The sequence below is a fragment of the Pseudomonas sp. LBUM1648 genome (assembly GCF_059716145.1).
This window is the reverse complement of sequence record NZ_CP166808.1, coordinates 2,310,784-2,334,859: the sequence shown is the minus strand read 5'-3', so window position 1 is coordinate 2,334,859 and position 24,076 is coordinate 2,310,784. Positions and strand designations below refer to the sequence as shown.

Sequence of the window (24,076 nt, the reverse complement as noted above, 5' to 3'; positions counted from 1 at the left end):
AACCCCACCGATGAAGCTTCGCATCATGTGTTTGGTCGTGCGTTTTTGTGCCTAAGAATCAGGCGTGTGCGATCGAGCCATGGACCACCCCAAATGATGATTTCGCTGGGCCTGCCGTACAGGTGGTGCAGCAGGAACGGCCCGGGGCCGAAGGTCGCAGCATCCTCACCCGTTAGCACCGGATCAGAGCCGAGGAATATCCCGGCGTGGTTCGGGTAAACCGTGCGGCCTACTTCCATAACGATCATGTCGCCGCGCTGCGGCTGGTCGACCCGGTAAAAGCCGGCGGCCTCGTAGTTCGCCTCGTACAGGCTGGTGTTGTCCTTGCTCTCCCACCAGCCATCGGCGCGTTTGAAGGCTTCAAACTCCAGCCCCCACTCGCGCTTGTACCAGTCAGCGCAGACCTGCCAGCAGTCCCACTCGCCGTGCACGAATGGCCGCTTCAGCAGTGGGACTTCACCGGTCGGGACGATGGTGCGCAGATCTCCCTCGGGCCAGCTCAGTATGTGCCAGGGCAGCGCTGTCGCTTCGCACATGGCGAGGTCACGCGGTGACGGCCTGCTGGTCGCGTCCGGATGCGAATGCACCACAGCGATCACTTCGCCGATGTCCTCGGCCGCAGCGTATTCCTCAGGATCGATCCGAAACTCTTCGTTAGGTTCGGTCGAGACATTGATACAGGGGAAGTATTGTTGCTTGCGCCCAATCGCCAGCAGCAGGCCGCAGCATTCTTTCGGGTACTCGGCCGCCGCGTGCGCCTGGATCGCGTTCAAGATGTGTTTTCGCATGTCAGCTCCGTGCGATCAGGGAAACAGCCGGGAAGCCACCGAACGGCAGCGGGTTACCCTCGCCGAAGCGCGGTATGCAGCCCTTGCCCAGCGTGGCGTCGCATTCATCCATTTCCGGGTTGTCGGTGACAACTCCGTCCTTGGTCACATATGGCCCGGTGTAGCCGCAGTTCGGCCCGCGATAGCCGCCGGTGAGACACCAGTGGCAAAGCGTCGTAGCCTGCCGGCCGATTGACTCATTGCCGACGTCGCCCGGGCTGGCAAGCTCCCAACTGACGTTTTCCCCGTCCTCGTTCGTTTTCTGGTCGATGTACCAGACCTCGATCGTCTCTTGGGTTGGATCTGCCGTCGGATTGCCGGCTGGGAAGTTGGCCGCATCGAGGTAGCTGCCAAGCGTGTGGCGCATGGTCAGCTTGAACTCGAGCAGATCCTCGAACGCCAGACAGAGCGCGGTGATGCGCCCGTTAACGTTGCCAACTGACAGAGTGGGCCGAACCGCAGTGCCGTCGCCGTTCGCCTCGATGCCGTCGATTTGCATCGGCCAGGCGTTGTACTCGTTGCCCTGCCAGTAGATCGCTTTCGCCGGCAGTTGGTCGGCATTGTCGCCAGCGGCGATCAACTCGGCCGCCGTGTGCGGAATCGCATGCCCGTGAAAGCGCAAAACGTCCGCGCCGTATTCCGTGCCGTCCAATTCAAAGAGCAGCACTTCACTGCCAGGCTCAAGAACCTGGATGTCACTGATCAGTGGCATGATTGCCCCTTATGGTTGGAACGCCCGCTCGAACGTGGCGGTGAGTTTGAAGACCCCGCCGCCCATTGGTGTGGGAGCGGGATTTTTACAGGTGAACAGTCCGAGTTCGCCGAGCGGCGTTGTCCAGAGAAACGCCTTTGCCCCGGCGTGCCGATCGAGGAACGCCATGATCTGCAACACCTTGGCCTTCTGTCCGACGCAGGTGACCGGGTAGGAGTCCTCTTTGTTGTTCGGGCCGTCGCCGACGTTCTGCGCGTAGCCGTTGCCAAACTTCGAGGTGCGCACCCGATAAGTGATATCGGGTGTTTCCCCGCGCTCGGTTGGCCAGGTGAATTTTTCGATGGCCATCAGGCCCTCCCATTTGCATTTCGGAAGCTGGTACCGCCCGCGCGCCAAGAGTCAGCGACGGCTTTCTCGGCCACGGCCTGCATTTGCGATTGCAGGTTTCTCGACAGTGCCTGCTGGTCGATCTGCATCCCTTCGGAGCCTCGATCCTGCGTCACCACCGTTACCGGCGCATTGATGCTGATAGCAGTCCCGGAGCCACCGCCGGCAGCGAGAACACCCAACTTGCCGCTGGAAGTCCGGGTCAGCGGCATGATCGCCTCAGGCCCCGCCTCTCCCATTACGCCAGTCCGCCCGCCCGCCATTCCGAAGGCAGTCGGTGCGCTGACGATGCTGTTGCTGAAAGCGCCGCCGTTGGCGAACATCTGCACGCCAGACGACCATGCTCCGCCGAGCGCCTGCGGGAAGTAGCTGCCGGAGTATCCCGCCGAAGATGCGCCGAGATTCGACGACGTCGCACCTGCAGAGCCTGCCGCAAGCCCATTGCCGCCACTACCGCCAGTAAAATAGCTGGTAGCGGCACCAACGAGACTGCTCAGCAACGCCGAACTGGCCTGACGAGTCGCGATCCGCGCCATGTCCGCGAGAATCGACTTGGTGAAGTCGGCAAACGATAGCTTCCCGGTCATGGCGAAGTTGACAACCGCATCTTCCATAGAGCTGAAAGCGTTTCCGAACAGGGTCTTCGTCTGGCCGGCAATGTTGCTCGCCGAATCCAGATAATTCGCCCACGCCGAAGTAGCCCCTTTGGTCCAGTCGCCCTGCGCTTTCTCAACATCGGCGTAGTTCTGCCGGATCTGATCGGTTGCGGCCTTGTTCGCATCGGCGAGCGCCTGCGACTTGCGCGCGAACTCCTCCTCCGACATGTTGCGTGACGGGTCAGATCGCTGGTTTTCCAGCTCTAGCGATTGCTGAGCAAACCGGTCTTGCTGGCTGTTCAGTTCGCCGTTCAGGGCGTTCTGCCGATCACCCTGGCCAACGCCAACTACCGCCCGCTGACCTGCCAGTTCCAGCGCCCGCTGCTGTTGGCTCAAGGCTTGAACGTACGAGGTGATCGCACGCTCTTGTTTCGCCAGTCTGCCGGTTTCACTGGTAGCAAGCACTTCAAGCTGGCTGTCAGCGTCCTTCTGAGCCTTGACCATGCCCGCGCGCGCATCAGCAATCTTCTGATCGAGCTGAATGCTTTGCGCCGCGTTGGTTGTCTTCTTCGCCTTCGCTGCTTCCAACGCGGCGATTTCAGCCTCGTAGGCTGAGGTCACTTCATCGCGCTCGTTGCCAATCAGCGCTTCACGCTTGAGGGCATAGTCGGCTTGAGAAACGAGCCCAGCCTTCTGAGCCGCATCCAGTTCCTTCTGGGCGTTTTTGTATTCTGAGCTGATGGCCGCCAGATTGTTTTTGGCATTGTTGAGCCCGGTCAGATCTACCTGAGTACCCGCCGTTTTCGCATCCTTGAACTTGTCGTTGATGTTCGCCAGGTTCTTGTCGATCGCCGCCTGATTCAGGCGCGGATCGTTCGGCGCGACCTTGCGAATGTCTTCGAGCTGACGTTTGTACTCCTTGATCGCCTCGGTGCGCTTTTGCTCGTTCGTAAAGGACGATTTAGCCAGCGCATCGATCTTCGCCATTGACGAAACGGCGTCACCTTGGGCCTTTGCCTGCTCTCCCTGCCATTTGGCGATGTCAGCTTCTGCAGCCTTCTGATCCTCCAGCATGTTGAGACGATTCTGATAGAGATCAATCATCTCCTGCTTGTTCTGGAACAGACCAACATTGCCCGACTGGGCGGATTCCAGATTGCGCCGAGCCTGTTCGATATCGGCGTTGATGTCCGGCCGGCCAATGTTCTTCAAGTTGTCCGCAGCACGCGCAACGGCGTTGTATCCCCTCTCCCAAAAACTCAGGTTTTCCAGAATTCGCGGGGTGCGCTCATTGATCGCGTCGGCAAATGACTCGGTCGCCAGCTTTACAGCGCCGGCATGATCGCCCTGCTGCTCAAGCGCTTCGATCTGCGAGTAAACCGATGCTGTCAGGTAATGATACTGCTCATTCAACGCAGCCGACGCTTTGACTGGGTCTTCTGCGAGCTTCGAGAACTCAGCAACAGTCTCCTTCACTGCCTTGCCTGTCGCTTCCTGCATCGACACGGCTGCTTGGGTGATGTCTGTAAAACTTTCGCCGGCGATCTTTCCATTACCGGCCAACAGCGCAAGCACCTCAGCGGCTTGACCAGTCGTGCCAACAGTCGCGCTCACTTGGCGCGCCATATCGCCGAGCTGTCCGGCACTTACGCCGGCGTAATTTCCGGTAAGGATCAGCGATTTGTTATAGCTGTCCTGCTCCTCGCTGCCTTTGTAGAAAGCATATGCAAGGCCGCCAACAGCGGCAGTGGCCAGCGCCAGCGGGCCGAGAATGGCCAGCAGACCGGCCGCACCCTCACCAGCGCCGGCCCCCAACTGAGCAACCGCGCGGACGCCGCTCCCCCAGTCGCCGGACGACAGCGCGTTCCCCAACTGCACCACGTTTTCCTGCGCCTGGCGCGAGCCGAGGCGCAGCTTGTCAAAACCGGTGGTGGTTTTGTTGAGCTTGTCGTAGTCCTTGTCGATCTTGCTCAGGGCGCTGTTGTACTGCTCTTGGCTGATTCGGCCAGCGTCCAGGTGCTTGCCCAGTTGCTCGACTTGGGTGTCGAGCTTACCCAGCGCAGCGCGTGCCGGGTCAATCGCCCCCAGCAAACTGTTCAGCGCCTTCTGCTCATCCATGGCCGACTTGGCCAGCGCCACCTGCTGCTTGTCAAGCTGCGCCGATATCTTCGCGGCCTCAGCCTCGCCATAAGCGCCGGTCTTGGTCAGCTTCGCCAGCGCTTCCCGCTGCTTTGCCAGATCCTGCGTGGTTTTGGAGTTGGTAGAGAGCGACTTCTCCAACGCCTGCATTTCGTTCATCAACGAAACGGCGGACTGCTCGGCGCGGCCGCCGGCCTTCGCCATTTCATCCAGGCTGGTTTTGGCCTGAATCGCGTCGGCCGAGTCGATCTTGACGCCGAGTTCTGCAATGTTCATCGACTCACCTTGAATAGATGCCCGCGCTTACGGGCTGTTTTCCCTTTCCTCTGCCATGACGCGCAGGGCTTCGCCTTCCAGCACCTGAAGGTCAGGGAAGATTTCAGCGAGTTTCTTTTTCTTAATGCCGAGGAAGCCCGCCACGTCGCGGATGCTGCTGTAGTCGAGACCAATAGCGCCGCCCGCTCCCACACGCCACTGAGTGGACATCCTGTTGAACAGGAGGAAAGTAGGCCAAAGGCACGGCCAAACTTCGAATTCCTCTTCAATGTCCTCGGCGTCTAACCCGAATGCGGCAAGTTGCTCCGCATTCGGAGGAGGCTCATACATGGCGCGGGCGGCGCGAATCAGTTTCCCGTGCGGGCCTTGGCGTAGGCTGCTTGGTAAGCAGCTACCACGGCCTCGGTTGCTCCGTGGCAAGACGTCACCAGCGCCTTGATGCCCTCGTCGTCGAACTTGTCATCGAACTCCCAGCCAACAACCAGATCCTTGATCTGCTGCACTTGGTTTTCGGTGTCGACTGCAACGATTTGAGACATCGTAGGCTTGTCACCGAACTGCTCGATACTTTGCTTGTGCCGCTGATTCCATCCATCAAACAGCGCCGCAAGTTCGATGCGGTCTCGATATTTGAACGTGAATTCCACCTTCACCGGGTCTTGGCCAACTACCGGGACCATCACCGCACCGGCGAAAATTGGCGCTTGCGCAATCTTAAACTTCGCCATGATCAGGCCCCGCCGCCAGCAGCAACCGACGCACGATACGCGGTGATTTCAGCGTTGATGGTGAAGCCAAAGGCAACGGCCGCACCTTCGTTGCGCACCAGCGTTGGGGTTTTGTTGAAGGATGCATAGCCGGCGTAGTAGATCGTTTTGCCGTTGGGCAACGACATACGCAAGATGCGTACTTCCTTCTCTCGATCAGCCTTATCCAGCTCTTCGTACCAGGCGAGACTGTCATCGTCAGCCAGCTGGAACGCGAAGGCCTGCGCGTTTTTGGTGGTAGGAATCTGTTTGTCGCGGCGCGCTTCGAGTGGTGCGTAAGTCCAGTATTGCTGCTCGCCGCCGGACATCGAGTTGCCGATCACCTGATTGACAGCTACCCAGCCGGTCACTTTCTTGGCGGTACCGCCACTGATGCCATCAGGAAAGAAAGCCACGTTGGACGTGTCGATGCCTTCGAGGGTGAATGCACCTGCCGCCGCGTTGGATACACGTACAGCGCGCTCGTTGATGTCCTCCCAGCCGGAGGTGATCAGAAGGATATCGCCATTGGCAAAGCCGTTTGCGGCGCTGGTAGCGACACCCGGATTTGCGTTGCTGATTGCGGAAATCAGCTTGGCGGCGGCAAATCCGCTGGAAATCGAAAGCGTCGCCCCGTTGGGGAAATAAACAGACATGGGTTTTCCTCTTTGCAGAAATGACAAAACCCGCTTAGAGGCGGGTTCAGGATTTGCCCAACGGGCGGGTTATGGAGTGGTGTCGGACCGGTATGAGAACGATAGCGGGACGGTGTAGGTTGAATCGCCAGTGATGCCTGGGCCGACATCTACGGGCGTCATGGGCGTTACTACGAAACCATTCTTCACGTCGCGCACGTAAAGCGGGAATAACGCGATGATCTCGGCGGCGATGGGGTTGGTTTTTGCTTTACCGGTGCCAGCCGGAGAAATAATGCTCACCTGAAACACGCCGGTGTACAGCCGGTGGTCGCCGCCGAGCGTGTTGCTCGCCGTGTCGCCCGGGATGGTGAACGCTCGCAGATAGGTTTCGCCCGCCGCCTGCGTGTAGGCGGTGTTCTCGAAAACAATTTTCAGCTTCTCTGGCCTGGCATTGTTCCAGGCGATCAGCTTTGCCTCGTAGATCGAGGCGATAATGGCGTGACTCATACCTGGTTGTTCCTGATGGCCTCCAACACGATTTGCTGGAAGCGAGCCACGGTCACTCGAACCATGCCGCCCGGGGCCTGCGTCGAATGGCCGAACTCCAGCGGGATCGCATAGGGCAAGTTGTTGATGATGTAAGCCATCTGGCCGGCGGTGAAATCGCTCATCGCCGCGACCAGGGCGGCAACGGTCTCGGCACCGCTTGGGTCAACCTCGTCGAAGGTGACGCTCTCGACCACGCCGAGAGAGATGTGCCAGTTCGCGCGGAACCGGCCGCCGACGTAGCCTTCGGGCGCCTTGATATCCATACCGTCGTTGAGCTTGCGGCCTTTCTTGAGCCTGCCGCCCTTGGTGAGGTTGGTCGGATCGCTGCGCAGCGCGCTGTTGTGGTCGTCGACGGCCTTGTTGTACTGGGTCGCTACAGCGTTCTGTGCCCAGATCTCCGGGTTACCCACTGGAGACATGCGGATCAGGCTACTGCCGACCTCGATGATGATCTCGCGCACACTCGCGTCGATGGCTTCGCTAGTCTGGGCTGCAAACTCGGCGAGACTCAGCGCGAAGCTGCCGGATTGAGTCGCCATGTCATTTCCTCAACTGTGCCGTCCACGTTGCATCAGCAGGATCGGCGGACACGTTCATCACCCGCAGCCCGTTGACGATGTCACCGATGGCCGGCGCGGCAGGCACCGCAGTCGGCACGCCGGCCTCCGAAACGAACAGTTCGTTTTGCAGCACCAACAGCTTCTCGTCGCTTGTCTGGATGAGAGAGCCGTCGATTTCCTTGGACAGATAACTGCCCAAGACACCACGCCCCATATACGTGACTGTGGTCTCCGGCGTCTCGCCGCCCAGGTCGGGGTCATACTCGCCCGCAATCTTGCGTACTCCCTCCACTGGCTTTACCGCGTCGGCCAGCCCATCGGGATCGTCGAACGCTTCGGCCATCTCGGCCTGAATCTCTTCGCGCATGCCCATATGCAATACTCTTGATAACTCACAAAGGAGCTAACTATGAAAAGGCCAGAATGCCAGGCGGCGATTCGCCGACTTGTACACGAATGGGCTTTAACCCAGGAACAGCCAGCGAAGTGGCATCCATCATTTGGAGCATTCGTCAGTTGGCTTAAAGAAAATGGTCACGGCCATTATTTGGACTTCAGGAGCACCATGGGTGCAACTTTCGATGCAGAGCAATGGTTCGATCAGGAGCTTAAGCAGGGCTGGCGCAACTGATACTACTCAGATCCTTTTCAGCATCATTACGCCGGAGCGCTTGATCCAAGGCTCGATCAGCGCCAAGGCGAAGTTCACGCAAGCCGACTGATCGGTAGAGCCTGCAACGTAGGTTTTGCTCGCCGACGTTCCGGACTGCGCCGATACCGTCTTGCTCTGCACTTCCTTCTGCGTTGCTGTGTACAGCTTGCCCGCTGCCGCCTCTTTGGCGACCTGGGCGCCGGCTGTTTTGATCTCGGTCGGAACCGGATCGGGAACAACCCGCTTGATCTTGGCCGTGAGCCAGGCGTTGGCCATGGTCACAGCAAGGACCGGATCACCGGCGCCGGCCCAGCCAGGACCCAGCGAAGCGTCAACATCGGCAACGGTGATGAAGTCGGTCATGTGCTTGTCCTTATTCCGCTGGCACCAGGGCCTGCAGGTCTTCTTTCTTGGCGGCTGGGTCGAAGGCGATGCCCTTCGCCGTCAGCCAGTCTTTCAGCTCGGGAACCTTCATTTTCAGAGGGTCGGTTTCGGCACTTTCTGGCTCCTTGCCGTCCGAAGCTTTGATGCCCGCTGCTTCGTATGCATCGTAAATTTCAGGCGCATCACCCTCGATGACCACCTCAGTGGCAGTGCCAATGACGCCGAAGAATTCGCTCAGCAGGCGGTAGCAAACGCCGCGCTCTTTGCCCGGTTTGTCCGTGTAGATAACTTTCATGAGTCACCTCAATGCAGCCCGGCGCCCTTGCGGACGCCTGGGTAAGTGAAAGCCGGATTACGGCGTGGTGGTGCCGCTGATGACAGCCGCAAATGGGACCTGCTTGCGGCTGAACACGCGTTCCCAGTTCGCAGCAGCGGCATACTGGGTCGCGGTCGGGCTGAGGTTCTGAGCCTCGGAGCCTTTCCAGCTGAAGCCAGCAGGCTGGAGGATGTACGTCTTCCGCTCCCACAGCACCTCAGCACCGCCACCATTACCGCCGCCCGGTTTGCGCTCGATCTCCACCGGCACCTTCGGCGTGCCTTCGCCGTAGCCGAACGCGCCTTGGCCGAAGAACACCGACAGATATTTGCCGGCGCCGTACACCAAGCCGTCGTCCATGAACACTGGCTTACCCAGATAGGTGGCCAGGATGATCTTGCCGTCGGAATCGCGCAGATACTCGATGAGGTCCTGCTTAACCATCTGGTTCATCACCACCGAGTGCACGCCGATCGCGCCGAACTGGTCGGCCGCATCGCCGGCGGTGAACGCAGCGTCTTGGAAGGCGTTCGCACTGATGGCCGCGCCTGCGTCGATGACCATGTCGCCGCCGTTATTGGCAATGTTCGAGGCGATGATGCCGCGCGCTGCGCCAAGGGCGTAACGCTGCCACTGGCGAGTCCAGTAGGTGCCGAAGCGGTTGCGGATCTGCTGCTGAGGCTCGCTGTTGGCCAGCTCGGCAGTGAGGTCAGCCACGCCATAACCTTTGTTGAGGTACAGGACGCGAGCACGCATGCTGTCCTGAGTGACTTTGCCGACTTCGCCCTGGTCGTTCGGGTCATCGTTGCTGATGTTCGGGGCTTCATCAGCGTTGAGATCCTGCCAGTAGCTGATCTCGGCGGTGCCTTGGCTGCCGGAGGCGATAGCGTCCAGCACAGGCGAGCGGGTTACGATGCCCGACTCGTAGACAGCGGTTTTTTCCGGGCTGTTAACCGGCTCCAGCGAGGCGTAGTAGTCACCGACGAAGATGTCGGTCAGTTGGGTAGTTGCCATGAATTAGGTTCCTTTGGTGGCCTGGATTTTCTTGAACAGCTCGGGGTTGTCACGGGCGATCGCAGCGCGCTCGGTTTCCGTGTACTCGCCCCATTTTTTCGTGGCCTTGCCACCTTGATCGCCGGTCGGACCGGCACCCTGAGCCCTTGGCCACAGGTGTGTTGCTGTTTCACGCAGCGATTCCGCCCATTCGAGCGGCGACAGCGGGGTTTTGCCATCCTTTCCGTAAACGACCTCGCCGTCACGGTCGGTGGCAATCGCCTCGCCGTCTTCACTGAGTTTGAAAGTGCCCCGCGCGCGCAAAATGATGTCTTCGGCAGCCTCGGGTAGCGCGCCGGCCTTGATGGCAGCAGCGCGGATGGAATCGGCCAGCACCTTGTCGCTGTACTTGGCAGCGAATTGCTCAGCCTTGTCGGCGCGAGCCTTCTCGGCGGCGAGCTTGGTGTCGTAGTCGGTGCGCAGGCGCTCGGTGCGACGGGTAATGACCTCGTCCAGCTTGCCTTCGGCAATCAGCTTGGTCTCTTCGTCCTGGCCTACCTTGGTCAGCAGCCCTTTAACGGCGGCGATATCCAAACCTTCGAACTGGGACTTGAATCCGTCCAGCTCGGTTTTGGTAGTCCGGAGCGAGCCAAGCAGCTCGGTATTCTTATTCTTGAGGCCCAGGGTCGCAGCCTCAACGGCTGCAGCAATGGCGGTCTGAACTGCCGGGTCTTCAAGATCAATCTGGTTTTCATCTGCCACTTGGTGCACCCCTTGGGTTTCGTCGGCCCGCTTTGCAGGCATAAAAAAACCCCGGCATGGCCGAGGTTTATTGGTTATTTGTTCGGGCAGATCGCCGATTAACTTTCCACTGTTATTGCTATGTTCTCTGCCCGTGCAGCGCCAACCAAATAATCGGCAAGCTCAACTGAGATTGGAACAATGAAATCACCCGTAACTGTGAGCACCTGAATTCGAAGCTGCGTCAAGCTGGACAGGTCAAAAAAGCTCAATGAATTCAAGAGGTCTCGCATCTGATCGATCCTCCACGCGAAATGAATTTCTTCGCGATGCTCAAGTCTGACCGGCAACCCAATATTTAAAGGCTGAGCCATGCTGGCTAGAAGCGAAACTACTCCACCATCCGGGCCAAGGAAAAATACCGATCTAACCGTGCAGGGAAATATTCCAAGAGATATCACCCTTACAGAGCAGAAAAAATCCTCCCCAATCTGCTCGATCTCTATTTTTTCGCGTTCGCGTTCGCGCTGTTGTGCCTCATTTCTCATCACAAGCACCAGGCTCGTGATTACAGCTAGCAAGGCTCCAACCCCAGAAACCCAGTCCCCCAAGCTTCCCCAGGCAGGCACGAATTTTATTGTCGAAGACGGGTTGAAATTGATTCCTGCTGTCAATCCGAGTAGGCCGCATATTGCGCACGCTAATACCGCCACAACCCCCAAAATCCATCTCATGCTTGCCTCCGACGAATAGCCCTGATCGTCATGGCACTTTAACGCCTAGCTTTACACTGCGACTACAGACAGTCCCCGCATAACTAAATAATCAGCGAACTGCGTCCTGCTAGGCGCGTATGGTGGCGGCCGCATGCGCACGCCGGGCGTATCTCGGTTGAGTCGCGTACGCCGACCATTCGGCTCAGTGCAATGCGTCGGCTCTTCGATCTGGAAGGCCTGCTCGGCGGCGTACAGCTCGACAGCGAGCCGCACCTGCCCCCACTCGATCTCAAAGGGCACGAAAGTTTCGGACAGCGTCTGGTATTCGATCTTGCAGTCACGCCGCGGCCAGGCCATTGCCTGAGCTGGATTCGCCTTGCGCCCTCTCCACTGGCGACCGTTGATGTCGGCCGCAGCACGCAGCAGCAGTTCGACCTGGTCAGCCTCAGCTTCAGGTATCCGGAACCCGTAGTAGTCACGGTAGAAGGTCAGCTTCTCCAGCGGCACGAAGCTATTCGCGTCAGGCCTGCCCTTCCCGTCCTCAACGATGATCTGCATGTGCCATCTCAACCTGGTTGAGCGACGAGTGTAACGCCTGCTCGAATGAACATGTCAGGCTCCACATCTTTCAGTTGCGCCAGCGTCAGCGGCTTGAACGACTTATCGAGTTGCAGCTTGGCGAACTTCTCGGGAGTCAGACCGCCATCGCGGAACAACTTGGCCCGCACCGGGCCGAGAGCGTGATCTTGAAAGCCCGCCGGCTGTGTTGCCAGCCACTCGTAATAATTCAGGCTGGCATCGACCTGCGCCCCTCCATTGTCGCCTACAGAGGCGCGCGTGGCGTCCTTGGCGAACATCTCCGAAAGCCTGGTGGTCGGCACCGTAGTCGACCGGCAGTTGATGTGCGCCGGCGGCAGCGGGCCTTTGCCCAGGTCGAAACGCATCCCATCTAGACCCTTGCACTGCTGCGAAGTCTTGCGATCGAGCGTCGACACCCAGCGGTAGCCCAGCACCACGTCGCTATTGGCTTTCAGCGTCTCCATTCGTGCCGTCGTGGCCACGTGCTGGATTGCCGTCTGCACCACGGATGCAGCGTTGCGATTGCTCACCGCCAAGACGCCGTCCGTGAAGTTCTGAGCTGCGGTGCCGCGAATCGCCTGAATGATCTGGGCATTGGTCTGGCCCTGGCCGAAGCCGAGCCTGATGGTGTTCGTCACGCGCATAGTCTCCGTGCGCGTCCAGCCACTGACGAAGCTCTTCAGCAGCTTGCCGCCGTCGATGCCTTTCACCTGAAGCGGATAGGAAAACACCGCCGCGCGGATCACGGCATTGCTCGGCACCACTGCGTCGATGGACAGCGCATGGGTCAGGCTATTGGCCTCGAAGGTCGACTCGTACAGCGCGATATCGACCAGATCGGCCTGAACCAGATCACCGTAGGCCTTGTAGATCTCGAGCAATTTGCCGTCCACTCGGGCCAGGAACTGTTCAAGACGGTCCCGGCTGTAGGTGGTCAGCTCCTTGCGGGTCAACTGCACTCGCACAAGTGTGTCGATCTGGCGAAGGTATTTCTCGAACTTCTTGACCTCGCCGGCCTTAAGCCGCTCCAGCATTACCGAGTGGCGCGTCGTCTGCTCCAGCAGTTGGCTGTCCGCCTGCGCCTGGTTTGTCGTTGGCATCTTCTTTGTCCAGGTTGATGCCGGCCGACTCGCGCTCATCGCTGATCAGGTCGGCTTCATCTTCATACGGGCGATCCGGTAGCTTGCCGGTGGTGAGGTACTGCCAGTAGGTGTCGGCGCTGATCGTGCCAGCCATCACACCCTTTAGCAGTTCGGCAAGAACCTGGGCGTTCACCTCAGGCGTCACGAACTCTGGGCTCACCTTGAACTTGACCTGTTTGGGGTCGTAGCCCTTCCATTCGGCGGCATACCGCAAGCCCTGCTCAACTGCCTCGGCCACGGTGATGACGATGCTGTGCAGCGTGGCGTGCTGATCGTTCTGACGTGTCTTGCGCGCCTCGCCCGACTCAGTGCCGCCCACGTCCATGACCTTGGCGCCGGCTTCAAGCGCGGCGTTTTTCTGGTCATCCATGGCTTTGCGGACTGCTTCAATGCCGGCGCCTTGGAACTCCAGGTAACCGCACTCGCCATTCGGGCCCAGATCCCAAGCAGCAGATGGCCCGGTCACGCTGAGCTCTACAGAATCATCAAGTCCAGCCACCCACGGTTGAGGGTGGCTGGTCTGGTGCAGGGCAGTGAAGTAATCAGCGCTCAGTTGGTAGGACTTCAACGCGGCGCGCGCCATCGTCAACAGCGGCACCTCGTCAACGTCCGGCGAGTTGTCGGTAGAGCCGCAGTAAATCACCGGCAAGTACGACAGGCCTTTGACCAGGCGGTTGTCCGTTCCTGTGGTGCCCAGCGGCTTTTCGTTCTCGACCAGCTCACCGCCTTCATTCCGCACGGCGGTGTAGCAGACCTCGTTGAGCATGAAGAACTCACGGAACACCGTGTCGCAGTCATGGCTGTATCGATCGCCGCCCTTCTTGCGAAACTCGCGGAATACCGAGAGGACCAGATCCTGCCGGCCGCCTTGATCAGCGGTGTCCCAGTTGATCGCGTTGCGCGTGGCATACGTCGAGAAATACGGCTCGCCGCGATCATCGATGTTCACCACCAGCGGCACCCGACCGTGCGAGATAGCCTGGCGAACCATTCGGAAGAACAGTTGCTTCAGGCCGAAGCCGTCCGCCGTGGCATTGTCCTCCAGCCCTTTCAGGCCAGTGGGCAGTTCGATCTCCGGGATCAACCGAGACACCAAGCCCATCATCGAGCGCAGCGAGTCGCGCACCCAGTGCTCGTACTGAGCCCGGTTCGTATAGTTCTCGTAGAGGTACTTGTTGCCCGTACCGTCGAGCTTCTCAGCTTCGACCATTCCGCTCGGCTTGGGCAGGTTGCGCTCGTTACGCTTCACGGCGCATTCACCCTCGAGGGCGTCGTCCATCATTTCCCACTCGGCGATGTGCGCGTCGTAGTCGGGGTTTGTCGATTGCACTGGCATCAGGCCAAGCCTCCAATTCGGCGTGTTCCGCCTGTGCGTTTGATGCACGGCCACTCAACGTCGATGCAATAGCCGATCGCCGTAGTGATGTGCTGGTAGTCGTTCTTCTGGTCTTCCTGAAACGTTGATCCGGCCTGAAGCTGAACCGTACTCAATCCCTTGTGGCACCAGGGTGCTGTAACAGGGTTGATGAACAAGCTGGTTTCGCCTGACGCGGTCAGGATCTTTGCCCGTACGGCGTTCTGCCGATCCTTGATGGATGGGTGTGCCAGCTTGACCTTGCGCGTGTAAGTCCAGCCGTTGGCCTTCAGCACGCCTTCAATGTCGGTGTAGTCAGAGGCGTGGCCGTGTTTCTCGCCAGCCTTACCCGCCGGGTCCCCGTAAATCAGGACGTGCTTGTTCTTGTGGTCCTTGAACTTTTCCACGAATTCAGCAGCCGACTGCTTCGATACCGCGCTGATCAGCACGATCTCATCCAGCAGATAAAGGTCTTTGCCGTCGTTGCGTCGGACACCGATCGCGGATGACAGGGGCGTGAAGTTCTGGTCGTGCATCCACATCAGCTGCTCATGCGGCTCAATGGTGGCGTTCGTGGTGTTCGCCTTGCTGTAGTCCTCGTAGATCCGACCCGACGCCGTTTCGAAAGAGGCTTCAAATTCTTGCTTGAACTGCTTTGCCGACATGGCCCGCTTCATTGCGTCCATCACATCGGGCGGTAGGATCTCGGCCGACTTCCAATGGAATACCCGGAAGTTCGGGTCGCTGCCCGACTCAGCCTGCATGCAAAGGTCGTAGTAGTGGTTCAGGCCGTCCGGAACGCCGAGCAGCCAGCACCAGGCCCGGTAATCCGGCATGGTCGGGTTGACGGTGTTCAGCGCCGGGAGAATGTTTGCCTCCCAGGCATCCGGCTTTATGTCCGCGAACTCATCTATACCGCCGCCAGTCCACGGAATACCTTCAATTCGCTGCGGCTTGTCCAGTCCGATGACGTGGATCTCGCTACCGTTGTCCAGGTAGATGATCAGGTCAGACTCAGAAGGACGGCGACTGTGCATGCAGCTCAGCGTGAAAGCCTTGAGGTCATCCCAGAATATCTTTTTTGCTTGGGCGTGCGTCGGTGCGGCGGCGAAGTACATGCCGCTGTAGGCGGATGCCTGCTTCACAAGGAAGCGCTTAAACCGCTCAGTCTTGCCGCTACGGCGGCCGGCAGGCACCAATGGGAAGCGAATGCCTTCCGCGACAGCAGCAACCAGTGCGAGCTGCACCGGGTGATCCTTGAGCGGGTACCAGCGCGCCAACTGACGATCAAGCAATAGGTTGCCGGTGTTGGCAATCATGAAGGCAACCTCGCAATCAGATCAGCCAGAAGCTGGGCGTTGGAGTTGCCGCCACCCTTCTCTATCAACTTGAGTTCGGCTTTGCGCTTTTCGATCTCAAGGACCTTGATCTCTTCATCAAGCGTCTTGTCAGGCTCTATACGCCGATTGACATACACGTCACCGGTTTCCTTCGCCGCCTGCTCCAAGAGCTGGGCAGTCAGCGCCATGTTCTTCATGTTCTCGGCTTTCTCGGCCATGCGCCCAAGCGCGCGAAGCCGGTACGCACGGTTAGCGATCGGGATATCTACCGTCTCTTCACGGAATCGCTTTCGGCACTCCTCGAAAAACGCCTTCCACTTTTGGCCAAGGTCGCGGCCGGAATACTTCGTTGGGTCGTATCGCTCGCACAGTTGGCGGGATACCTCGATGCCGTATTGATCCTTGACGGCCTGACAAACCTGACTCGGGGTGTCGAAGCAGGCCAGAGCCTGAACAATAAAGGCCTTCACCTCGTCTTTCAGGGCTGCCATAGATTTGGTTTCCGTCAAGGGCTGTCAAGGATCAAGCCGACTTGAGCGGACAGGTTCCGCAGGCCCTCGCAATGTTCATTTTCCCTACCTCGGCAGGATTGTTTGCAGCGTCTACCAGCAACTGAACATCAGCGCTCGCCCCATAGCGACGCACCACACCGACGAACTCTTCAACGTCGTGTCCGCGCATCTCAAGCTTCGGCAAACCGTCTTGGGCGAAAGCTGGCTGACCGTACTTATCCGTCGCCTGGGCGATGTGATACAGCTCGTGCTCAACCAAGGCGCAGAATTCAGCGTCGGAACACTCGGCACAGTAGTCAGCAGCCAGCGTGATGATGTAGGCCGGCACGTCGCCGAACCAATCAAGCATCTGCTGTTCCATCCGGGCCTTCTGCCAACCACCAGCCCGGAACGCAACCTGCTCAGCCTGGCCGACGACCGTTCTGCCCTTCTTCGTGAAGGCGGCAGATGCCCACATCACACGAATGTCCGCATCGATCAGATGGGCGTGGTCTTCGTTGTGGATGCTGCCGGTGTCGGCAAGGATTTCTACTTGTAGCCATTCCCAGACCTCGGGCGCCGGGGTAAGTCGAATCCCGAAGCCAGAAAGGTCGGACAACTCAAGCAGTGACGATGGAGGGTATGGCCTGTCCATGGGTCACCTTGAGCTTGAAATAGTGGCGGGTTGCCGGTATTGGTAGCGATCAATCAACGCAAGGAGAGCTGTATGAGTGAGAAGAACGTTGGCTCAATCCACCATTCGACGTATCGAGTGGCTGGCTCAGAAGAGCGTCGCATCTTGGCTGTAAGTGCTGCCCTTGAACTCATTGCGCAGCGCGCTACGGTTGTTACGACATCAGGGTTTATGGAGGAAGAGCTATCTAATCTTTCGAGCTATGCCGACAAGATCCAAGACGCCCTAAAACTGAAATGATGCATCAGTGCCGCACCCACCTGCGGCACACCTACCCAGCCTTGCCTGGATCAATGATCAGCGTGCGGATCGTACCGCCGGTGTAACAATCACGCTTGGCCGCTTGCTCGACAGCTTCCTTGGCAGTTGCCCCCATATCCATCGCAGCGAGTGCAAAGTCGCGTCCGCTACCGATAGCAAACGGACGCTCCATCCACACCTCGTCCATCCAGAAACCGCTCTCGGCGTCGCGCCCGATCTGGCAAAGCTTGCCATTGGTGACGACCAGCCCGTTCGCGTCGAGCGGCTTATCGCTGGTCTTCACCCCGAAAAACTCATCCATCAGGGCGGCAAAGTCCGCACCACAACCCGTGAACAGGAACTGATGCCCATTCCTATGGATGAGCTTCTCGTAGTCGTCATGGTCGATGAGTGATCCACGAGTTACGCGGGAGTCGTAGGCGATCACGCCGTCTTTGTAGGCAATGGTCGTCATGCGTCACCTCGTTGCGATTTAGTGTTCGAGTAACTGCACCGAGTAGAGTGGAATCGAAATCGCGGATATTGATACTTGGAGACGACTTCATTTTTTAGGCGTCGACAATGCTAAACCTCATCCGAGCAATTACTTGCCTCACCCTGATACTGCTTCCAACCTCAACTCACCATGAGGTGGGTCTGTGCATGAGCGTGCCCGTGCAGCTAAGCGACGACCAGGCCTTGCGGCAGTCCAGCAGCCTTGGCAGCGTCGATGGCCTTGGCGATCGCGCTATCCAGCTCGGTCAGCGCCTTGTTGATGTCTTGGCTCAGCGGTAGCGCATGATGAAGGCGAGTTACGTTGCTCATCAGCTGAAAGGGTCAGCGGGTTTGGCGATCGAGCGAACGAACCACATGAAGCCCTGCTGCAAGTTGGTCTTGGCCAACGCCAGCAGTCGCGGATCAACGCCTTCGATCTCGCCGATCTGCTTGAACAGCTCGCCGGCGTCAGCCTCAAGGGCCTTGATGGAGTTCATGCCGTCAATCTCGGCCTGACTCAGGTCACGGTAGCCGGTGATCTTTTTGTGCTGGTTGTCCATAGAATTGCACCTTTCTCGGTTATCGAAATGAAAAAGCCCGCAACTCGGCGGGCTTATTGAAACTCAGACAAAACACTTACAGCATGGCGGGAACTGACACGGTCACGAATTTAACCCTAGAGATTCAGTAGCTCTTGGGTCTGGCGGATTCAGCGCTTTTCTAGCTTGAATATCCAGAAGCATCTTCATGTGCGCAAACGCTTCCTCATCGTTCGTGAAATGCTTGGTCAAACCATTAACCTCGACGACCCATACGATCTTATGGTCAAGCTTTTTCAGGTGCGCCGGAACGTCTTCGCCTACCAGAAAATTGATTGTTACTGCCATTTTTACAAACTCGCGATTGATGGCCAGCAAGCATATCAACCAAACAAAACGCCTTGCGGTTTTTCGCGCCATGAAACGGACACATCTGAGAACGTGACGCGGATCAGCGCTTCTTCCGGCGGCAGTCGACCTGTCCAGGCTGTGCACTGAAACGAGGGTCCCGCAGGCAATGCTCGCAGTTCATCATCCGGCAAAGCCAGGCCTTCACCCGCTGCCACCAGATGACCATGAAGATGTGGCGCATGCCGGCAAGGGCTAGCGAGACGTGCAATGTGATCCCGGCGGTGGTCGGCCCCATCATGAAGATGTTCTGCTCCCGGCTCATCACGACAAATCCGCTAATGGCGATCGCCGAATAGATAAGCTTGCCAATGACGCCGTCCCGCACTCGACCGCTCAGAACACACCAGGTCGCCCACAAGGCAATCAAGCCGCAAGCGATGGAGTTGATCAGTTCAAGACTCATGGTGGATTGCCTCCCCCGAACCGCTGGCGAATGAGCGCCCAGAGGTCAGCGGCTTTGATGGCTCGATTGATGGCTGCGAGCAGCGACCCGCCGAAGGTGCCCAGCAGGAAGCCAATTCCCGCGACGATCTTCGGCTCGGTCACGCCCAGGTAGGTGCTGACCATGCTCGTCAGGTACAAAGAGCAGGCAATGCCGGTTACCAGGAAGATCATCCAAGCACGCCAGTCAGCCAGATCGTCTTTGTGCCACCAGCTTGCGACGACAGCGCCGACCAGTCCTGCGATCAGCAATTCAAACCTGTCGATCTTGTCGAGCAGGCGCTGCAATAACTCCATGCGCTCGACTCCGTGGGTGCATGTGAATAGGTCGGCGTCCGCTGCACTCCCAGCTCGGGGCAATGGGTGTGGGGAGCCGAAAACGGAAAAGCTCCAGCGATTGCTGAAGCTTGGAATTTGGTGAGGAAAGGGCCGCGTTAACGGCCCATTCTTTTAGGTCAACAGATCGTAAGTCATGAACACGCGTGCAGAGCCATTGGTACTCGAAGACCACAGACCGAAGCCGGCCGGAATATGAACCGGGTATGGCAGTTGCGCAACACCGGCTAAATACCCGAGCACCGCTGGCTTCGTGCTGTAATCATAACCATCATTTGGATTAATTGGAGCAGTAGTACCGGTCATGATCGCAGCATTAGCCGTACACGTTCGAATTACGAGACCTGCAACGTTGTCCGCAGGCTTGACGATCACAGTTACGCCCGTGCCCCCACTGTTATAAAATTTTGCACCTAGAGTTACTGGTTCCATTTATCTATACCTATAGAGTCGAATGATTTGTTGCGGAGGATTCCGCTTTCATGTCGCTCAAAGGCGATCGCTCGAGGCTCGTGGCCTTCTCATGATTCAACGTCCCGCATCGGGAACATTTGATCTGGAGCTCGGTAAACTCACCCACGCGGGCGAGAAGTCTGTTGCATTTTCCGCATCTGCATTCTTTTAACATCTGCAAGTCCATTTGGTTTTCTGCTAGGCTCCGTCCCGCTCGCGCGAGCAGTGAGGGCCTTGGCTGGCTTGCAGGCACTATCTGCGATCTGGCGTCTCTCTCGGGTGTTACAGCACCCTTTGGAGTCGCCCTCTCTTTTTCTCCGCGCATAAAAAAGCCCCGAACTTGTCGGGGCTTTTTGCTTTCTGGCGGGCATAAAAAAACCGGCTTCAGAACCGGTTTTTTCAAGTAAGTTGCCGTAGGCAAAATACTAACTATGGAGAAATCATGCCCTCAGCCGTGCGGGAAGTCAAGCGGCCTCTTTCATTTTATAAATCACCCCGCCAATTGGACTCAATGCGCGCGCGTCGATGTCGTAACAGGCATCGAAGCAAAGCTGCACGAATGGCTCCCAATCACGACCCCAAGCTGCGGATGGCAGGTCGATGTCGTACTCCCCTTTCATCCAGGCTCGGAACAACTCGGGCTTTATTAGCGGATCGGCGTTGGCCGATTGTCCGCCTTGGTGCATGTAGCGGTAGCGACGAAACACGCCCTTAGCAACGTACTCTGCCCTCTCCCGCTTGCTGGCGGTCATGCGTGCTGCTCGTGAACATGCAAGATTGAAAACTGCAGCTTCGGCTTCCTCCCGATCATCATCTGTCGGCTCAGCCGCATACATTGCGTTGCCGAATGCCCGGAGTTGAAAGTGAAGCCGGGCGATGGCTGACTGAATATGACCGGCAAGCGTTGCGTGCATCGCCGGATTCGCTGTCGGGCCACGCTCAGTGTTCTGCACTACCACCCCTAGTTCGGCAGCGTCGGAAGTCTGGCCCGGGGCCGGGTTGTAGTTGCAGTCGTGCCATGCCTGGCGCGCCGAGTTAATTTTCATGCTGCGTGCCCCTTTTTCAGTTCTCTGGTCTTCGCCCGATATTCGGCCTTGATGGTTTTGATCTCTTCGACGGTGTGCTTGCAGGCCGGATGAGGCCCTTCAAGCCATGCCACCTTCTCGGCGCCGATGCGTTGTACCAATCGGATGCGGTACTCGACTGCGTTGCCGGACAGGTTGCGGTTGCACTTCACGCACTGGCGGTGGATGTTCAGTGGCTCGAAACGGAGCTCCGGACAGGCGCCGACAGACCGATAGTGGCCCGCGTCCCAGCGGCTTCCCGTCATCAGGTCGTTGTCGTTCGGCATCGAGTCGCAGCTGATGCACGGCAGGTTCGCGTCACGCAGTCTGACAAACTCGTTCACAGCAGCCTGAGCTTCGCGCAGGTGATACGCCCTGCTCTTCAGCTTCTCCTTGCGCACCTGGATCTCGCGGCGATCGCGCTGGTCGATGGCCTTGCGGGCTTTGTCCTGATTCTTCGGCGCATCGATCAATGCGCATGCCGGGCTGCAAACTGCCTGCCCCATCCGCGATGGGACGAATGAGGCCCTGCAAGTAGCAACGCGGCATTTCTTCGGTTTGGGCTGCTTCCGTTCAATCGTCATGCAGCCTCCTGGCTCAGCAGATCATCGAAGTACACGCCCTGCTGAGAGAAGCGCGCGACGATACGGTCGGTGTACGCCACACCCTGAGCGCGATTGAACAGACTGGTAACCGGGAAGCCGTCCGGACCGAACAGCTTGCAGCCCCCCATCATTTCCAGCTTTGTCGCGTACGGAAGATGTCGCATTACGCGGTACCACTCAGCCTGAAACCCGGCGTCCTCGTTCAGCAGGATCTGCACGCCGATGTGCAGCTTGCAGTATCGACGCGCGTCGGCCTCATCACCGATCTGGGTCATCTCCTCGATGCGCTTGTACATCGCGAACCACAGTCGGTTCTGGTCGAGCGTCCGGTCCTTACCAGGGCGCAGCGAAACGACGACGAACTTCTTGTCGCGATACATGGTGCTGAGCTTGGTGATGGCTTCGGAGAGCTTGGCCTGGCAGTTCACGGAGATTTTGTCAGCCATGGGTGGCCACCTTGTTCGGCAATCCGTTGATCAGCTCGCCGAGTTGCTGCGTCAGCCGTTCGTTCTCTGCCAGCAGCTCAAGCGCCACCTCCTCCACGGTCTTCTCGCCGAGGAAGTCCTGCAGCGCCTCGGTATTGCGCTTCCAGTCTGCGCAGTCGGCACGGAATGACGCTGCCTCGGCCCACAGCAGCTTCTGGAGTATTTGTTTATCGATGCTCATTGAGCCGCACTCCTTGCTTCCAATTGTTCGGACTGCTGGATAAGCAGCGCCCGGCGATCCGCCAGTTCATTGGCTGCCAGAATTCGCAGTTCTGTTTTTTCCTCGGCCGATGCTTGACGCATGGCAAGCATCGAGTCCTTCACCGCGGCGAGCTTCTCGCGCAGTTTTGGCGAGGGCCGTGCTACATCACCGGTCAGCAGCGCAACGACGGCCCGACCGTCTTCAGTGACCGGCACGACACTCAAGTCGGCCAAGTACTGCTGAGCGCGCTCCTGAGGGATTCGCTGCATCTGCACGGCTTTGGTGATCGCCTGTGTGCGGCGGTTGGCGTCGAAGCCGACAGACACATGCCAGTTCACTTCCTTGCTGTCCTCCCGGGCCTGCCCCACCAGACGCTCGTAAGCACTGTTGAACGCCATGCGTGCACCGACCTTGTCGCCGGCGTCGAGGACAGGTTTTGCAGCTGCCAAGGCGAGCTGAATCTCGTCTGTCAGCACCACGGTTTCGAACTCGTCGTTGGTGGTCATGGCGATCGCCCATGCTTCGTCCTTGCCCGGGCGCCCGTCGGCGATCTGCACGCGCTGGAGAATGTCGGCCATTGCCAACTTGCCTCTCACCTCAAAGCGACAAGCTTTCAGCGCGGATTTCACGACCGGCACCGGGTAAGCGCAGAGGTCTTCAGCCATGATCGCCGCAGTGCCTGGGTTCATTTCCTGACCCATGGCCTCGGCGGTGGCGCAGATCGCTGCAGCAAGCCCGGCAACCTGCTGGTCGTTCATTTCAAAGGTATTCATTGCGCTCTCCCGCTTGGCGCTTGGCCAAGACCATTTGCGCGGCCTGCTCGGCGGCGGAGACGTTCGCTTCGGTGCGCTCCATCTGGCGAGCGGTCGTCCCGTTGATACGCTGACCGGTCACCCACTGGGTGTGGTAGCTCTCGGCGTTGGCCAGCAGTTCGTTGAGGCTGTGGCACTTGCGCAGGACGGCGGCATCGCTGGTTTTCAGGTAGTGCGCAGCGACATGGTGGGCAACATCGGCACCGAGGCGGTCGACCAGTTGGCAGAGCTGGCCGCCGACCTTCGCGTTCCACACCGGCCAAGTGCTGTAGCGCTTGCGGTAAGCCATGGCGTAGTTCGCCCAGACCTTAAAGGTTTTGCAGGACTGGTCTTTGGGGCCCGGCATGTCAGCGGGAATCTCAACCCGTGGCGCATCGGTGCGATCAACCACTAGCACCAAGCCGCGGGACTGAGCCGGCACAACCTCGGCGTGAGCCGGGGGTGCAATTGGTTCAATGACCGGTTCCATGACTGATTCAAGAGAGTTACTGATTCTGGGTGCAGCTCCTGCACTACCCCCTGGTGCAGGAGATTCACTAGGGGGTGAACCTGCTGCACTACCCGGATGAATCTTCTGCACTACCCCTGGTGCAGGAGGTGCACCACCACCGTCGAGGGTGAGGAAGTAAACGTTCGACGAATTCCCCTTTGGCCCACCCTTCCGGATCTCCTTGCGCAACAGTCCCGCCTCACACAGAGCGGTGATGTGGTTCACGACAGAACGCTTGCTGATCTCGCACTGGTCGGCAATGTGCTGGTAGGAGGGCCAGCACTCGCCTACGTCGCTGGCGTTGTCGGCCAACTTGATCAGCACCAGCTTGCGCAGCGGATTACCAACGCGAAGCTTCATTGCGGCAACCATAAGGCCCATGCTCATGCTGCACCTCCGGCGAACGCGCGGAAATCAATCGTCCGCACGCCCTTCCAGCTATTGCAGGACATGCAAAGGGTCTGGAGGTTGCCCAAAGAAGCCTCTCCACCTTGGCTTTCAGGTACGACGTGATCGGCCCTCAAGCGCATTAGCGCCGAGCAGCCGCAGCGCAAACACGCGTGACCGTCGCGGGCGAATACCTGTGCACGCAAGCCAGAAGGGATTGGTTTCTTTTTCGTCCTACGCCGAGGCGGGAGGACTGGCGGTTGGTAGGCGGTGATGTGACCCAT

Annotated in this window: 38 protein-coding genes; 2 read left to right on the top strand and 36 right to left on the bottom strand. The window is 58.6% G+C overall.

Annotated elements, in window-relative coordinates; translation table 11 throughout:
* Positions 1 to 23 precede the first annotated feature (23 nt).
* The 10 genes from ACA043_RS10800 to ACA043_RS10755 form a co-directional block, all read right to left on the bottom strand.
* Positions 24 to 788, bottom strand: coding sequence for a C40 family peptidase (locus tag ACA043_RS10800; protein WP_497659178.1), 765 nt, complete (start codon positions 786 to 788; stop codon positions 24 to 26).
* 1 nt (position 789) lies between these two features.
* Positions 790 to 1,539: a phage minor tail protein L gene (locus tag ACA043_RS10795; protein WP_497659177.1), complete on the bottom strand. Its 750-nt coding sequence runs from the start codon at positions 1,537 to 1,539 to the stop codon at positions 790 to 792.
* Between the two features lie 9 nt (positions 1,540 to 1,548).
* Positions 1,549 to 1,887: a phage tail protein gene (locus ACA043_RS10790; RefSeq protein ID WP_497659176.1), complete on the bottom strand. Its 339-nt coding sequence runs from the start codon at positions 1,885 to 1,887 to the stop codon at positions 1,549 to 1,551.
* Positions 1,887 to 4,937 carry a phage tail tape measure protein gene (locus ACA043_RS10785; protein WP_497659175.1) on the bottom strand — a complete coding sequence of 1,017 codons (3,051 nt, stop codon included), beginning with the start codon at positions 4,935 to 4,937 and terminating at the stop codon, positions 1,887 to 1,889. The genes ACA043_RS10790 and ACA043_RS10785 overlap by 1 nt, the downstream gene beginning before the upstream one ends.
* A gap of 27 nt (positions 4,938 to 4,964) precedes the next feature.
* The gene (locus ACA043_RS10780) at positions 4,965 to 5,267 is read right to left on the bottom strand and encodes a DUF1799 domain-containing protein (protein WP_497659174.1); all 303 of its coding nucleotides are present in this window, start codon (positions 5,265 to 5,267) and stop codon (positions 4,965 to 4,967) included.
* Positions 5,268 to 5,284: 17 nt separating this feature from the next.
* A complete protein-coding gene (locus tag ACA043_RS10775) occupies positions 5,285 to 5,665 on the bottom strand; it encodes a phage tail assembly chaperone (RefSeq protein WP_497659173.1) in 381 nt (126 codons plus the stop codon).
* A 2-nt stretch (positions 5,666 to 5,667) separates the two neighbouring features.
* Positions 5,668 to 6,339 (bottom strand): phage tail protein, encoded by a 672-nt coding sequence (locus ACA043_RS10770; protein WP_497659172.1) that lies wholly within the window; start codon positions 6,337 to 6,339, stop codon positions 5,668 to 5,670.
* Positions 6,340 to 6,408: 69 nt separating this feature from the next.
* A complete protein-coding gene (locus ACA043_RS10765; protein ID WP_497659171.1) occupies positions 6,409 to 6,828 on the bottom strand; it encodes a phage tail terminator-like protein in 420 nt (139 codons plus the stop codon).
* Positions 6,825 to 7,409 carry a hypothetical protein gene (locus tag ACA043_RS10760; RefSeq protein ID WP_497659170.1) on the bottom strand — a complete coding sequence of 195 codons (585 nt, stop codon included), beginning with the start codon at positions 7,407 to 7,409 and terminating at the stop codon, positions 6,825 to 6,827. Before ACA043_RS10760 ends, ACA043_RS10765 begins: the two co-directional genes overlap by 4 nt.
* Before the next feature lies 1 nt (position 7,410).
* Positions 7,411 to 7,803, bottom strand: a complete 393-nt coding sequence (locus ACA043_RS10755) for a hypothetical protein (protein ID WP_497659169.1) — start codon at positions 7,801 to 7,803, stop codon at positions 7,411 to 7,413.
* 36 nt (positions 7,804 to 7,839) lie between these two features.
* On the opposite strand from ACA043_RS10755, the gene ACA043_RS10750 reads away from it, so the two are divergent.
* Positions 7,840 to 8,061 (top strand): hypothetical protein, encoded by a 222-nt coding sequence (locus ACA043_RS10750; RefSeq protein WP_497659168.1) that lies wholly within the window; start codon positions 7,840 to 7,842, stop codon positions 8,059 to 8,061.
* Positions 8,062 to 8,067: 6 nt separating this feature from the next.
* Here ACA043_RS10750 and ACA043_RS10745 read toward each other — a convergent pair whose 3' ends face one another.
* The 11 genes from ACA043_RS10745 to ACA043_RS10695 form a co-directional block, all read right to left on the bottom strand.
* Positions 8,068 to 8,445, bottom strand: a complete 378-nt coding sequence (locus ACA043_RS10745; RefSeq protein ID WP_497659167.1) for a hypothetical protein — start codon at positions 8,443 to 8,445, stop codon at positions 8,068 to 8,070.
* 10 nt (positions 8,446 to 8,455) lie between these two features.
* A complete protein-coding gene (locus ACA043_RS10740; RefSeq protein WP_497659166.1) occupies positions 8,456 to 8,761 on the bottom strand; it encodes a HeH/LEM domain-containing protein in 306 nt (101 codons plus the stop codon).
* Between the two features lie 57 nt (positions 8,762 to 8,818).
* On the bottom strand, positions 8,819 to 9,796 hold the full coding sequence (locus ACA043_RS10735) for a major capsid protein (RefSeq protein WP_056785404.1): 978 nt from the start codon (positions 9,794 to 9,796) through the stop codon (positions 8,819 to 8,821).
* Between the two features lie 3 nt (positions 9,797 to 9,799).
* Positions 9,800 to 10,537 (bottom strand): hypothetical protein, encoded by a 738-nt coding sequence (locus ACA043_RS10730; RefSeq protein WP_134326528.1) that lies wholly within the window; start codon positions 10,535 to 10,537, stop codon positions 9,800 to 9,802.
* A 98-nt stretch (positions 10,538 to 10,635) separates the two neighbouring features.
* Entirely contained in the window at positions 10,636 to 11,250 is a 615-nt protein-coding gene (locus tag ACA043_RS10725; protein ID WP_497659165.1) for a hypothetical protein, read from the bottom strand.
* Positions 11,251 to 11,301: 51 nt separating this feature from the next.
* Complete coding sequence (locus ACA043_RS10720; protein ID WP_497659164.1) at positions 11,302 to 11,790, bottom strand: DnaT-like ssDNA-binding protein; 489 nt, start codon at positions 11,788 to 11,790, stop codon at positions 11,302 to 11,304.
* Between the two features lie 8 nt (positions 11,791 to 11,798).
* Positions 11,799 to 12,911, bottom strand: a complete 1,113-nt coding sequence (locus ACA043_RS10715) for a minor capsid protein (protein ID WP_497659163.1) — start codon at positions 12,909 to 12,911, stop codon at positions 11,799 to 11,801.
* Positions 12,829 to 14,289, bottom strand: coding sequence for a DUF4055 domain-containing protein (locus tag ACA043_RS10710; protein ID WP_497659162.1), 1,461 nt, complete (start codon positions 14,287 to 14,289; stop codon positions 12,829 to 12,831). The genes ACA043_RS10715 and ACA043_RS10710 overlap by 83 nt, the downstream gene beginning before the upstream one ends.
* A complete protein-coding gene (locus ACA043_RS10705) occupies positions 14,289 to 15,626 on the bottom strand; it encodes a terminase large subunit domain-containing protein (RefSeq protein WP_497659161.1) in 1,338 nt (445 codons plus the stop codon). The genes ACA043_RS10710 and ACA043_RS10705 overlap by 1 nt, the downstream gene beginning before the upstream one ends.
* The gene (locus ACA043_RS10700) at positions 15,623 to 16,138 is read right to left on the bottom strand and encodes a DUF2280 domain-containing protein (RefSeq protein WP_497659160.1); all 516 of its coding nucleotides are present in this window, start codon (positions 16,136 to 16,138) and stop codon (positions 15,623 to 15,625) included. Before ACA043_RS10700 ends, ACA043_RS10705 begins: the two co-directional genes overlap by 4 nt.
* A gap of 31 nt (positions 16,139 to 16,169) precedes the next feature.
* Positions 16,170 to 16,793, bottom strand: a complete 624-nt coding sequence (locus tag ACA043_RS10695) for a putative metallopeptidase (RefSeq protein WP_497659159.1) — start codon at positions 16,791 to 16,793, stop codon at positions 16,170 to 16,172.
* 72 nt (positions 16,794 to 16,865) lie between these two features.
* Between ACA043_RS10695 and ACA043_RS10690 the strand changes: the two genes are divergently transcribed.
* On the top strand, positions 16,866 to 17,072 hold the full coding sequence (locus tag ACA043_RS10690; RefSeq protein ID WP_497659158.1) for a hypothetical protein: 207 nt from the start codon (positions 16,866 to 16,868) through the stop codon (positions 17,070 to 17,072).
* A 31-nt stretch (positions 17,073 to 17,103) separates the two neighbouring features.
* Here the strand turns inward: ACA043_RS10690 and ACA043_RS10685 are convergent, their stop codons facing one another.
* From ACA043_RS10685 to ACA043_RS10615, 15 genes are all read right to left on the bottom strand, one after another.
* The gene (locus ACA043_RS10685) at positions 17,104 to 17,547 is read right to left on the bottom strand and encodes an Ntn hydrolase family protein (RefSeq protein ID WP_497659157.1); all 444 of its coding nucleotides are present in this window, start codon (positions 17,545 to 17,547) and stop codon (positions 17,104 to 17,106) included.
* A 206-nt stretch (positions 17,548 to 17,753) separates the two neighbouring features.
* On the bottom strand, positions 17,754 to 17,897 hold the full coding sequence (locus ACA043_RS10680) for a hypothetical protein (protein WP_497659156.1): 144 nt from the start codon (positions 17,895 to 17,897) through the stop codon (positions 17,754 to 17,756).
* Positions 17,897 to 18,127 (bottom strand): Acb2/Tad1 domain-containing protein, encoded by a 231-nt coding sequence (locus tag ACA043_RS10675; RefSeq protein ID WP_497659155.1) that lies wholly within the window; start codon positions 18,125 to 18,127, stop codon positions 17,897 to 17,899. The genes ACA043_RS10680 and ACA043_RS10675 overlap by 1 nt, the downstream gene beginning before the upstream one ends.
* Before the next feature lie 102 nt (positions 18,128 to 18,229).
* Complete coding sequence (locus tag ACA043_RS10670) at positions 18,230 to 18,526, bottom strand: hypothetical protein (RefSeq protein WP_497659154.1); 297 nt, start codon at positions 18,524 to 18,526, stop codon at positions 18,230 to 18,232.
* Between the two features lie 31 nt (positions 18,527 to 18,557).
* Positions 18,558 to 18,920 (bottom strand): hypothetical protein, encoded by a 363-nt coding sequence (locus ACA043_RS10665; RefSeq protein ID WP_497659153.1) that lies wholly within the window; start codon positions 18,918 to 18,920, stop codon positions 18,558 to 18,560.
* Complete coding sequence (locus ACA043_RS10660) at positions 18,917 to 19,255, bottom strand: MFS transporter (RefSeq protein ID WP_097090027.1); 339 nt, start codon at positions 19,253 to 19,255, stop codon at positions 18,917 to 18,919. Before ACA043_RS10660 ends, ACA043_RS10665 begins: the two co-directional genes overlap by 4 nt.
* Positions 19,256 to 19,408: 153 nt before the next feature.
* Positions 19,409 to 19,726 (bottom strand): hypothetical protein, encoded by a 318-nt coding sequence (locus tag ACA043_RS10655; RefSeq protein ID WP_497659152.1) that lies wholly within the window; start codon positions 19,724 to 19,726, stop codon positions 19,409 to 19,411.
* A 10-nt stretch (positions 19,727 to 19,736) separates the two neighbouring features.
* Positions 19,737 to 19,922 (bottom strand): Com family DNA-binding transcriptional regulator, encoded by a 186-nt coding sequence (locus tag ACA043_RS10650; RefSeq protein WP_497659636.1) that lies wholly within the window; start codon positions 19,920 to 19,922, stop codon positions 19,737 to 19,739.
* A gap of 289 nt (positions 19,923 to 20,211) precedes the next feature.
* Positions 20,212 to 20,793: a hypothetical protein gene (locus ACA043_RS10645; protein WP_497659151.1), complete on the bottom strand. Its 582-nt coding sequence runs from the start codon at positions 20,791 to 20,793 to the stop codon at positions 20,212 to 20,214.
* The gene (locus tag ACA043_RS10640; RefSeq protein WP_497659150.1) at positions 20,790 to 21,395 is read right to left on the bottom strand and encodes a recombination protein NinG; all 606 of its coding nucleotides are present in this window, start codon (positions 21,393 to 21,395) and stop codon (positions 20,790 to 20,792) included. Before ACA043_RS10640 ends, ACA043_RS10645 begins: the two co-directional genes overlap by 4 nt.
* A complete protein-coding gene (locus ACA043_RS10635; RefSeq protein WP_497659149.1) occupies positions 21,392 to 21,862 on the bottom strand; it encodes a hypothetical protein in 471 nt (156 codons plus the stop codon). Before ACA043_RS10635 ends, ACA043_RS10640 begins: the two co-directional genes overlap by 4 nt.
* Positions 21,855 to 22,082, bottom strand: a complete 228-nt coding sequence (locus ACA043_RS10630; protein ID WP_497659148.1) for a hypothetical protein — start codon at positions 22,080 to 22,082, stop codon at positions 21,855 to 21,857. The genes ACA043_RS10635 and ACA043_RS10630 overlap by 8 nt, the downstream gene beginning before the upstream one ends.
* A complete protein-coding gene (locus ACA043_RS10625) occupies positions 22,079 to 22,876 on the bottom strand; it encodes a hypothetical protein (protein ID WP_497659147.1) in 798 nt (265 codons plus the stop codon). The genes ACA043_RS10630 and ACA043_RS10625 overlap by 4 nt, the downstream gene beginning before the upstream one ends.
* Complete coding sequence (locus tag ACA043_RS10620; RefSeq protein ID WP_497659146.1) at positions 22,863 to 23,792, bottom strand: helix-turn-helix domain-containing protein; 930 nt, start codon at positions 23,790 to 23,792, stop codon at positions 22,863 to 22,865. Before ACA043_RS10620 ends, ACA043_RS10625 begins: the two co-directional genes overlap by 14 nt.
* Positions 23,789 to 24,076 (bottom strand): HNH endonuclease, encoded by a 288-nt coding sequence (locus ACA043_RS10615; RefSeq protein WP_497659635.1) that lies wholly within the window; start codon positions 24,074 to 24,076, stop codon positions 23,789 to 23,791. The genes ACA043_RS10620 and ACA043_RS10615 overlap by 4 nt, the downstream gene beginning before the upstream one ends.